Origin of the sequence: Bacteroides sp. M10, from assembly GCF_014334015.1 — a bacterium.
Lineage (GTDB): Bacteria > Bacteroidota > Bacteroidia > Bacteroidales > Bacteroidaceae > Bacteroides > Bacteroides intestinigallinarum.
The window spans coordinates 2477152-2488781 of record NZ_CP060488.1 but is presented as its reverse complement, the minus strand read 5'-3'; the positions used below and the strand labels follow the sequence as shown (position 1 = coordinate 2488781).

At 40.5% G+C, this 11630-nt stretch carries 5 protein-coding genes; 2 read left to right on the top strand and 3 right to left on the bottom strand.

The window, feature by feature from the left end; translation table 11 throughout:
• The first annotated feature begins 77 nt into the window (after positions 1-77).
• Positions 78-4013 (top strand): ATP-binding protein, encoded by a 3936-nt coding sequence (locus H8796_RS08815; RefSeq protein WP_117935498.1) that lies wholly within the window; start codon positions 78-80, stop codon positions 4011-4013.
• 33 nt (positions 4014-4046) lie between these two features.
• Here H8796_RS08815 and radC read toward each other — a convergent pair whose 3' ends face one another.
• The gene (gene radC / locus H8796_RS08810) at positions 4047-4742 is read right to left on the bottom strand and encodes a DNA repair protein RadC (RefSeq protein WP_004299741.1); all 696 of its coding nucleotides are present in this window, start codon (positions 4740-4742) and stop codon (positions 4047-4049) included.
• A 144-nt stretch (positions 4743-4886) separates the two neighbouring features.
• Between radC and H8796_RS08805 the strand changes: the two genes are divergently transcribed.
• Positions 4887-6902, top strand: a complete 2016-nt coding sequence (locus H8796_RS08805) for a family 20 glycosylhydrolase (RefSeq protein ID WP_117935496.1) — start codon at positions 4887-4889, stop codon at positions 6900-6902.
• A 192-nt stretch (positions 6903-7094) separates the two neighbouring features.
• On the opposite strand, the gene H8796_RS08800 is transcribed toward H8796_RS08805, so the two are convergent.
• On the bottom strand, positions 7095-8084 hold the full coding sequence (locus tag H8796_RS08800) for a glycosyltransferase family 2 protein (RefSeq protein WP_117935494.1): 990 nt from the start codon (positions 8082-8084) through the stop codon (positions 7095-7097).
• A gap of 501 nt (positions 8085-8585) precedes the next feature.
• On the bottom strand, positions 8586-11282 hold the full coding sequence (locus tag H8796_RS08795) for a PL29 family lyase N-terminal domain-containing protein (RefSeq protein WP_117971640.1): 2697 nt from the start codon (positions 11280-11282) through the stop codon (positions 8586-8588).
• Positions 11283-11630 lie beyond the last annotated feature (348 nt).

Here is an 11630-nt window from a genome sequence, read left to right as displayed (position 1 = left end):
TGGAAATATTTCTTTTGTTTTATAGCAGAATTAATCATACTTTTGCTTCGCTAATCTCCCCTTAATAATCTTGACTGATGAAAAAAAGTATTTGGATAAAACACTTTTTCTGCTTACTGGCTTTTCTTATCGTAGGCACATTTCCAGCAATAAGTATAGGTAACCATTACGACTTTAAACTGATTGGTTCCCAAAACGGAATGCCGTCTATCATCAGCTGTATCTATACCGAACAAAAGGGATTCATCTGGATCGGTACTCCGACAGGACTAATCAGATTTGATGGAACGGAACTCAAAAAGTACACCGCACAACCTGATAATGAAAATTCCCTGCCTAACGACAGTATCCTGCAAATTATTGAAGATAATCAGCAGACAACCTGGATACTGACCACCACAGGAATCGCCCGTTATTCTCTTATTCACGACAACTTCTTTATCCCCAAACTAAATAATCAGCCCATCATTGCCAAATCGATCTGCAAAATAGCAGACGGGCTTCTGTTCGGAGGGATCAACAAGATATATAAATATTCTTATGCCACCAACACGATTTCTCTCATACGGGAATTCAAGACCGACGAGCCGTTCATTATACGATCCATACAAATGTGGAAAACCGATACCATATTGTGTCTAAGCTGGCAACAGGGCATACTGCAAATGAACCTCAAGAATTTCGAGATAACCCCATTTCCTTTCCAATACGGGAACGACAACGTAGGAATCATCATAGACTCCCAACAAAGAATATGGCTGTCAACCTACAATAATGGCGTCAAGTGTTTCTCCGCCCAGGGAAAATTGATAGCCAGCTATACCACTCAAAACTCCCGTTTGAGCAGCGACATCATATTGTGCATGACCGAATTCAAACAAAAAATATGGATGGGAACAGACGGGGGAGGCATCAATATCCTCGATCCCACAACCGGCAATATTACCGTACTCGAACATATCTCCGGAGATAATCATTCCCTTCCTACAAATACAATACTCTGCCTGCATAGCGACTCTGCCGGAAATATATGGGCGGGAAGTAAACGTGAAGGGGTTATCAATATTCGTGAAGTATCCATGAGAACTTACACTAATGTTGTGTTAGGGCACAACAAAGGATTAAGTCAAAGTACGGTATTACAACTATATCAGGAACCGGCTTCCGAAGAACTTTGGATCGCTACGGACGGAGGAGGTATCAATAAATTCATTCCTTCTACAGAAGCATTTGTGCACTATCCCGACACTTGGGGAGACAAGATGGTCTCCATCACCGGCTTCACACCCAACGAATTGTTAGTATCTGCCTTTTCCAAAGGTATCTTCATATTCGATAAAAAGACAGGAAAGAAGCGTCCTTTCGCTATTATGAGCCCTTCATTAGAGCATCACATCCGCTATAGCGGACAGCCAATCAACTTATACCGGGATACTCCCAATTCAATCTTAATATTGAGTTCGCCTCCTTACCGCTACCATACTTCCACCCGGCAGCTCACTCCTGTCCCTTGTGCCAAAGAAGTGAAAATAAAAGGCTTGTTGAGTTCCATTGGATATGATTCCACTGCCATTTACCTGAACGATCCTTATAATATATATAGACTGGATCGTAAAAAAGACACAGTGGAGATATTTGCAAGTGCTCCACAGGGATTCTTCAATGCTGTATCCAGGGATGACAAGGGCGTATTCTGGATTGCAGGCACCCGCGGCCTGTACACCTATCACCCTGATACCCGCAAATTCGAAAGAATTCCTACCACCTTATTTAATGAAGTAAATACCGTGTTATGCGACAATAAAGGAAAAGTGTGGATAGGAGCTGAACAGAAACTCTTTATATGGCTCACCGATGCCAAACGTTTTGTATGGTTCGGAGAAGCGGATGGAATTTCCCCCAATGAATACTTGGCCGAGCCCCGTCTCATTTCCCCAAAAGGCAACATCTATATGGGAGGTGTAAAAGGCTTACTATGTATCAATGCGGACACTCAAATAGAAAAGAGTAGTGACTCTCCGGAAATACGCCTTGCCGAACTGACCATAAATGGAGAGAACAGGATGTATCAGCTCAATCAAGACAAGATATCCATCCCCTGGAACAGTAAAAACATCAAGATCCGTGTCATGACTTATGGTGCGGACATTCTCCGGCTCAAAGTCTATCATTTCCAAATGGGAGACCTTAAAACCGAAGGCTACAACCCTGAATTGATGATCCCATCTCTTGCTCCGGGAAGTTATCCCATCATGGTGAGTTGTAACACACAGGAAGGAAATGAAACAACTCCCCAGTTTCTTTTCACATTAAACGTACTGCCACCCTGGTACAGAAGCTGGTGGTTCGTTTCTCTCTGCATCATTGCCTGCATAGGCATTGTGGTACAAATTGTTTTCGTTCTGCTTCGACGCAAAGAAAACAAGATGAAATGGATGATGAAAGAACACGAGCAGAATGTGTATGAAGAAAAAGTTCGTTTTCTGATTAATATCAGCCATGAACTGCGAACTCCGCTCACACTCATATATGCCCCGCTAAGCCGCATATTAAAGACACTTCCTTCTACAGATGCCATTTATCCACCGTTGAAGAATATACATAAACAGGCTCAACGGATGAAAGATCTTATCAACATGGTGCTGGACGTACGTAAGATGGAAGTAGGAGAAACCAAGTTGAAACTCCAAGCCTATCCATTCAACTCATGGATAAAGGAGATTGGTGCCGATTTTACGGACGAGGGAGCTGCCCAGGAAGTGCAGATAGATTATCAGCTCGACGACAGCATAAAAGAGGTGGTATTTGACAAGGGTATGTGTACAATCGTAGTCACAAACTTATTGACGAACGCACTGAAACACAGTCCTAAAAACACAACCGTCACTATTCGTACCAGCAAAAATGACTCATACGTCCGTGTTTCCGTTTTGGATCAGGGAGAAGGTATGCAAGAGGAAGACATGGAGAAAGTATTCATCCGTTTCTATCAAGGCAAGCAGGAAATTGGCGGTAGCGGAGTCGGACTTTCATACGCCAAGATGCTGGTGGAATTGCATAAAGGTAAAATCGGAGTCATGAACAACGAAGCGGGAGGAGCCACTTTCTTCTTCGACTTGCCTTTGGGATTAGAGTCGGGCGAAGTCATCTGCCAGCCGAAACCTTACATCAATGAATTGATTACACCGGACGTAGATCATGAGATCAACACTCCCGAGACACTCGACTTCTCTACGCAGAATTACACAGTGCTATTGGTAGACGACAATCATAACCTGACAGATTTCCTCTCCAAAGAATTGAAATCCTTATTCAAAGCAATTTATATAGCACATGATGGCCGGGAAGCTTTCGAAATAGCGCAAAAGCAAGTTCCGGATATTATTGTGAGCGATGTGATGATGCCGGTTATGAATGGATACGAACTGTGCAAAGCGGTAAAAGAGAATATCGGCATCAGTCATATTCCTGTGATTCTGCTCACAGCGCGCAATGATGAACAGAGCCGACTGTATGGGTATAAAATCGGGGCGGACGCTTATCTGGGAAAACCTTTTGAGATAGACACTCTTGTTAAGATTATACAGAACCGGCTATACAACCGGGAGCAAACGAAAGAGCACTATCAACATATAGGCAACTTCCCTCAACCGCTGGAGAGTACTTTCAGCCAGGCGGATGAAACGTTCTTGTTAAAGTTTAACAAGCTCATTTCCGAGAATATCAGCAATCCGTCTTTAGATATTCCTTTTATCTGCAGAGAGATTGGAATGAGTAAAACATCTCTTTACAACAAGTTGAAGGCTATCACCGATATGGGGGCAAATGACTATATCAACAAATTCAGGTTGGAGCAAGCCATTACTCTGATAAAAACCACCGATCTGACATTTACTGAAATATCAGATCAGATAGGTTTCACTACTTTACGTTATTTCAGTACGGCATTCAAACAGTACACAGGCTTGACGCCCACGCAGTATAAAAATGAATGCAGGAGTGAGAATAAATAAAATATTCTCACTTAAATAAGGTAGTATTACTAATTAGAGTAGGCCCTCATCTGCAAAGCTGAAAAATCCGTCTTCACAAACGATGACGTGATCTATCAGACGGATATTCATCGTTTCCGCCGCTTTATGGATATGCTCTGTCAAGCTCCTGTCCGGTTGGCTGGGATGAATATTTCCCGAAGGATGGTTATGCACCACCGCGATTTGTGTAGCTCTTTGCAGCAATGCTTCCCGGAGAATGGTGCGCACATCGGTATAAGTTCCGTCTATGCCACCAGTACTTATACGTACCTTATCAATTAGTTTGGTTGCCTGGTTCAATAGGAGCACCCAGAATTCTTCCTGTTCCAAGTCACACATGATCGGTTGGAAAATATCATAGATATCTTTTGAGCAAGTGATTCGAAGTCTCTCTTTGGTTTCTTGCAGCTTTCTTCGTTTGCCTAATTCCAAGGCTGCCATCACTGTAATGCTCTTTGCGGGTCCCATACCTTTGAAAGAGGAATAGTCACACACCTCCCATTTTGCCAATGAATTCAGATTGTTATCACAAGACAGGAGCAGGCGTCTCATCAATTCGACAGCACTTTCTTCCGTATTTCCGGAGCCGATCAATATAGCGAGTAGTTCGGCATCACTCAATGCGGCTGCTCCCTTCTCCATCATTTTTTCCCGTGGGCGGTCTTCCAGTGCCCACTGGTTGATGGATAGTTTGTGTTTACTTTCCATTATTAATCAAATTAAGTCACAAAGATAGTCTTATATAACTGAAAAAATGAATTTTGGAAGCTATAAGTCTATTTTTAGAATCCCCTTACTTCCAAATATCGTAGTTTTGCGCTATCAAGATTAATATATAAACATCTAATAAATATGAAAAAGAGAATAAGCATCTTATCCATCTTACTACTATTAGGAATGACAGTATACGCGCAAGCGGATATCCCGCAGGTGATTCCCTCCTTACAACATTGGAATGGGGCAAAAGGCAAACTGACACTACCGGAAACAGGAAAGATTATAATCGCTCCGGAAGCAGAAAACCTGTTGAAAGAAACTGCGGAAATAATGGCAAAAGACTTAAAAGATATGTTCGGCTGGAATTATCAGGTAACCTCCGGAAAACCGAAAAATCATTCTATCTATCTGTCAGTGAAAAAATCCTCTTCATCATTGGGAGAAGAAAGCTATGAACTGGATATACGCAACCATGTAACCATCGAAGCCTCCACCGTAAAAGGAGTATTCTGGGGAACTCGCACACTGTTGCAAATGATCCATAACCAGCCTTTCGGACTCATGAAAGGAAAAGCATTGGATTATCCGCAGTATGCTCACCGCGGACTGATGATTGACGTAGCCAGAAAATTTTTCACAATGGACTATTTGCAGGATTACGTAAAAATTCTCTCGTTCTATAAAATGAATGAACTGCAAATACATCTGAATGATAATGGTTTCGTTGAGTTTTTCGATAATGACTGGAACAAAACATACGCCGCCTTCAGATTGGAAAGCGACCGTTTTCCGGGACTCACATCCAAAGATGGTTCCTACACCAAAGAAGAATTCCGCAACTTCCAGCAAATGGCCGCACGATATGGAATCAATATCATCCCAGAAATTGATGTTCCGGCACACTCACTCGCTTTCACCCATTACAATCCGATACTGGCAGCCGACAAAAAAGAATATGGTATGGATCATCTCGACCTCTATAAAAAAGAGGTATATGATTTCCTTGATACTTTGTTTGACGAATATCTCTCGGGAGATCACCCGGTATTTGTCGGACCGGACGTACATATCGGCACTGATGAGTACAACCTCAAAGAAGCGGAACAATTCCGCTATTTCACTGAATACTATCTGAAGTATATCACCAAATATGGAAAAAATCCGCGATTATGGGGAAGCCTGAAACACATGAAAGGAAATACCCCCGTAAATCTGAAAGGAAAAACGGTCAATGCATGGAATTATAGCTGGCTAGACTTAGAAACCGCACTGCAGGAAGGAGCCAAAGCGATTAATACATGCGATGCATTTCTATATATCGTACCAGCCGTGAATTACTACCATAACTTTCTGGATCATCAATGGATATATGAGAGTTGGTCACCACGAATGATGCAAGAGGGAGAAATGATAGAGCAGTCTACTAATTTATTAGGAGCCATGTTTGCTGTATGGAACGACCGTGTCGGAAATGGAATCAGCCAACAGGATGTACATATACGCACCTTCCCTGCCATGCAGGTTATGAGCGAGAAACTTTGGAAAGGAGAAAACACAAGAAACATACCGTTTGAAACCTTCGAAACGTGGTGCAGAACAACACCGGAAGCACCGGGCGTAAATCTACAGGCCAGCATAGATGGCAGAAAAGACCTAACACTTTCCGGCCAGGAAATTATTCTGCAAGGTAACGACTCGGTTCTTACCTCTATACCCGAAATCGGTTATCCATATAGTGTGGAATTTGAAATCTACACAGATCCAAAGCCCAATATCGATGCGGTCTTATTCAAAGGTCCCCATTCTGTTTTCACCGCGAACTGGCAAAATACGGGTAAATTCGCATTCTCGCGCGACGGCTATGAATTCATCTTCCATTCCTATCGTTTGCCTGTGGAAAAATGGACAAAGGTTCGTGTAGAGGGAGATGCCAAAGGGACCTCACTTTACATAAACGGAGAGCTACAAGAACGTTTGGAAGGACGAATCGGTGTAGTTTACAATCAAAAAAGCCAGCGTAAAGACAGCATTTGGTATCAGGAAACACTTATCTTTCCATTGAAACAGATAGGCGACAAATTGTTGGGATTTAAGGGACGAATAAGAAATGTGATTTGCACTCCACTAAATGAAAAAAGATATAGCCTATAAAAATTTCTTCGATTGCATCCATTACTTTTTTCCCATGAAAGTATAACTTGTCTGACACCCGGGTCTCAGCATACCTGACACCCGGGTGTTGGGTAGCATGACACCCGGGTGTCAGACGTATTGAGACCCGGGTGTCAGACAACATTCCTTTTAAACAAAAATAGGAATGGTTATAGGCAAATAAAAAATGGATTACTTATAAAAATTCTTTTGGAAAGCCTCAAACTCATCCTTCCCTCTGATACAGCGTTGCCACCATGCGCGCCAAAAGCCTGTACCATAGCCTATAAGCTGTATAAATGCGGCGGCAATGGAATAAACGCCAATAGACAGACTTTTATTCTGAATAGTAGAATCAATGCATACGAGCAACGCATAGAGAATGATCGGCGTGAAACTGAAGAGGCAGAAGGGGGTTCCTAATAATAGAAGAGCCACTCCCAATGTAAATACGGCTGGAAGCAAATGCACCAGTTTCAGAGAATCCGGATATTTCTTATAAAGATTAATACGGGCAATGCCGGAGTTATGCACCTGCTTGAAGAATTTCTTCAAGTCAGTCCGACGTTTATGATATACCCAGGCATCAGGAAAAAGACGACAAGTGTACCCATTCTTAAAGATACGGATACTGAAATCAATATCCTCCCCAAAACGCATCTTTGAAAAACCTCCCAAAGCCTCGTACACTACCCGGCGAACTCCCATATTAAAACTACGGGGATAGAATTTGTCCATCTTCTTTTTTCCGCCACGGATACCTCCGGTCGTGAAGAAAGAGGTCATGGAATAGTTAATTGCCTTCTGAATATCAGTGAAAGAATCGTGTGCACGGTCGGGGCCACCAAAAGCATCGGCAGGAGAAGTGGTAAGTTCCTTCTCTACCGCATCGAAGTAGCCTTCGGGAAGGATGACATCAGAATCCAATATAATAAGGTATTCGCCTTCGCTACGTTCTGCTCCGTAATTACGGGTTTGTCCCGGACCGGAATTGGGTTTAGAGAAATATTTTATATTCAACCGATCTGCATACCGGTCTACTACTCCTTTGCAGGGAATGGAAGAACCATCTTCAACAACAACAACTTCAAAATCCTTAAAGTGTTGTACAGTAAGACTTTGCAATAATTCATCCACTTCATCGGGACGATTATAAACGGGAATTATGACGGAGTAACGCATAGTAAATTCGTTTTAAGAATGAATTTGAGATGCAAATTAAGACAAAAAAAGGGAGACTACTCCCAAATCTGCAGAAAAAACAAAAGAACTAAATATACCCCCTGTCTACTTTTTAACAAGTTTTTCATAGTTTACCATTTCCCATCAGAATCATCATAAAAAGAAATTGAGTTTCTCAAACTATAAACCTTTCTTTGTTATTTATATAATAAAAAAGGGCGTTCCAGGGAAATAAGGGAAAATTAGAACGCCCTTCGAAATAAAGGTTTATTATTAGACCGGTCTTTCACAAGTACGGTCCTTACCTTTTTTCATCTAATAAATTAAGGATGTCAAAATCCTTAGTGGGAAATAATATATCCACCTTTTCACAAAGATGAATAATTCGATCAATCATATCCGATGCCACCACATCGGAGCAATTATATTATCAATAAAAGGGTAACTCCACACAAAAGAAAAAAGTTACCCTTTCTTTTTATCTAAAACATAAATATGGGACTATTTCAGAGAAGCTTTCACTGTTATTCTCTTAATAGTTTCTGTACCCCAGTTGTGTTTCACTGTTACTTTCACATAGATATCCAATGACTGAACAATCGCTGTGTTGTTACATGTAATCACACCTGTTGACGGAGCAATAGTATAGGTACCTTCATTTACAGTAGCACTATATCCATCAATTGCATAAGTAATAGCAGCAGCATCAATGCCATAAGCAGTAGCCCAAGGAGCTTTCGCTACGCCCTTTTCAATAACTACATTCTTTTTAGTTACATTAATATCCTTGTCAGACATCTTGATTTCTGCTTTCTCTCCTACATTGATAGTCTTATTCTGGTCACCATCAATATTCCAATCAATAGAAGACTTGTATGATAAAACATCAAGCGGAGAACGCAATACTGGTTCACAATAAGTCACATCTTTTCCATTTATATCAAGAATAGTAGCTTCAATATCGGTTCCTTGTATTTTAGCTCCGATCTTGATAGCCCCTAAAGTCTTCACATCTACATCCGGAGTTACAGTAATGACATTACCAGCAATATTTATCTGACTATAAACAGCTTTAACAGCATCAGATTGTTTTTCTTGCGGAGCCAGATAATATTCGATCACTTCACTAGAAGCACTGTTATCTGTATTATATGCAGCATAAAGAACTGTCAAATCAGCAGTCATACTGAATGACTTATCAGCTTCAGTCCATGCACCAGTAATAGTTGTCTTACCATCTACGACAAATGCACTATTTTGCTTGATGATTACTTTACGCTCGCACTTAACAAGATCCTTCAATTTCAAAGTATACTGTTTGTTAGAACCGTTAACGCGATGAGTTGTTGTGGATTTACGCCATGCATATTCTTCAGAATTTGTAATTTCATATTTTGAGTTTCCACCACCTGGCCATGTTTCGAATGAATACAACTGCTGATCTCCATTGATAACAGTTCCGGCAGGGAATATCAATTTAAGATTATCCAAATCTGTGCTTCTACCCGGTGTAAATTCAATATATGCATTAACCTTATTAGCATAAGTCTTACCATCTTCAGTAGTCAAGTAATACAAACCATATTTAACAGGATCTACGTTATCATTGTCAGACATATAATCACGTCCACCCAGTGAGCTCAAGAATGCACGAACATTCAAGTCAATCGTTTGTTCACTTGTGCTATACTGCAATTTAGCTAACTTATCAGCTGCGGCTGCATCTTTCGTTTCTACATCAATATCAACCAATGCCGGAGCCACTTGCTGCTCACGAACAGCTTTCACTGCAAAGTCATAAGAAATGATTTCCGTACCCTTTTCATTCTTATAAGTTGCTGTCACATAGCATAATTCATTGATAGCTGAAGCTTGCTCACTAGATTTAGCTGTAATAACACCGTCTTTAATTTCAAAGATACCTTTTGCCTTATCAGCTGTTTGTTTGAATTCAACAGTGATACCACTAAATCCTAAATCAGCCATTGAAATAAAATCCTCTTCTGCCCCATGTCCTAAAGCTACAGAATCATTCAAATTATAAGATTTATTATAAACAAATGTATATTCAACATAAGATGAAAAATCGGATTCGGTAGTTGTTGCATCAGCCAAAATATCAGTAGGAACTTCAACTGCATCTTTTGTATGCACAAAACTCAAATCAGCCGGAGTCCATTTTTCAGCTTTGAAGTTGAAATAATCAGAGGCTGTTGTATAACCGTTAATTGTTACATCCAAAGAAGAAGCGTAAGGTTTATCAACTTCAATGTTTTCGGAAATCATATTTACACTCAAGATACCTTGCCGATTATCCACCCATTTTGCACTACCTTCTACATATTTCAATGCAGGAACAAGTGCTCTGGTTTTGTATGTATCGGTAAATGCAAATACAGCTTTACCTAGATCCAGTGTAGTAGGCCATACTTTAAAAGTAGCCACAGAAGCACTGGTTGCCAATAATTCCGCATCAGGATCATTGGACGACATCAACCCGATTGATTTTACAAAATCATCTTTATCATTAGCAGCTTGTCTTCTGTAAATAATGCTTTGCAAACCATTATAAGCAGAACCTTCTGCCAACATTTTATATTCTTTACCGTCAAGAGTGATGACGTACAAACCATCTACCTCATTTATAACAATAGAAGGAACTTTAGTATCAGTTTTCAAACTTGTTACCACATCACCAATAACGATATACCCATCTTTATTAATAGACACGTTAGCTGATGCATCCTGACCTGGTTCACCAGGCTGACCAGGTTCACCTTGTTCTCCCTTCTTCCCAGTAGCATTAACCTTATTTCCATCTGCATCCAAAACATACTCATAGGTTTTACCATCATCAGTACTTACCTGCCAATAGTTGTCACTAGACACTTTAAATTTAGGAATTACCGTTTCGCCATTTAGTCCAGGCTGCCCGTTCTCTCCATCTTTACCATTGGTGATAGTCAATTTAGAACCATCAGAAAGAGACAATTCATAACCATTTGCTACGGGAGTATAGCTGACAATAAATTTACCGGCTTTCATTGCAGCTTCCACCTCTTCAATTTTACTCTTATTGGCGTCGACCTGCTGTTGCAAACCATCTATATCATCATCGTAGTCTTTGCATCCTACGTAGCTGATAGCAGAAAGCGCCAGCGCCCCGAAGAGCATCACTTTTACAAACTTTTTCTTCATAACTACTTAAAAATTACATTAATAATATATTATTAAACACTAAGTTTCAATAATAGCATGCCCGTTACTTTGTAGGTAACGGGAAATACTTTGCACCTGCTCTTTTTAAGTAGTCAATACTAGAAAACGATATGATATACAATGAAACTTTTTAACCCCTACTTCGAGAAAGAGGTAGAGGGGAGGGAAATCTCATGCAAAATTTAGAGGTTGATATGCCCTAATACAAAGAATCCACGTGTTTTATCTATTTATGTTCTTCTTTTGAGTGCTTTATTAGAAAAAATGTGCGATTTCGTTTGGTTGTTTTAAGAAATATGCTCATATTTGCACCGATATTTATTTCCG

Excerpts from the sequence above, each read along its gene's own strand:
- H8796_RS08800 (WP_117935494.1), bottom strand. The coding sequence starts at position 8,084 with ATGCGTTACTCCGTCATAATTCCCGTTTATAATCGTCCCGATGAAGTG.
- H8796_RS08815 (WP_117935498.1), top strand. The coding sequence starts at position 78 with ATGAAAAAAAGTATTTGGATAAAACACTTTTTCTGCTTACTGGCTTTT.
- radC (WP_004299741.1), bottom strand. The coding sequence starts at position 4,742 with ATGGAAAGTAAACACAAACTATCCATCAACCAGTGGGCACTGGAAGAC.
- H8796_RS08805 (WP_117935496.1), top strand. The coding sequence starts at position 4,887 with ATGAAAAAGAGAATAAGCATCTTATCCATCTTACTACTATTAGGAATG.
- H8796_RS08795 (WP_117971640.1), bottom strand. The coding sequence starts at position 11,282 with ATGAAGAAAAAGTTTGTAAAAGTGATGCTCTTCGGGGCGCTGGCGCTT.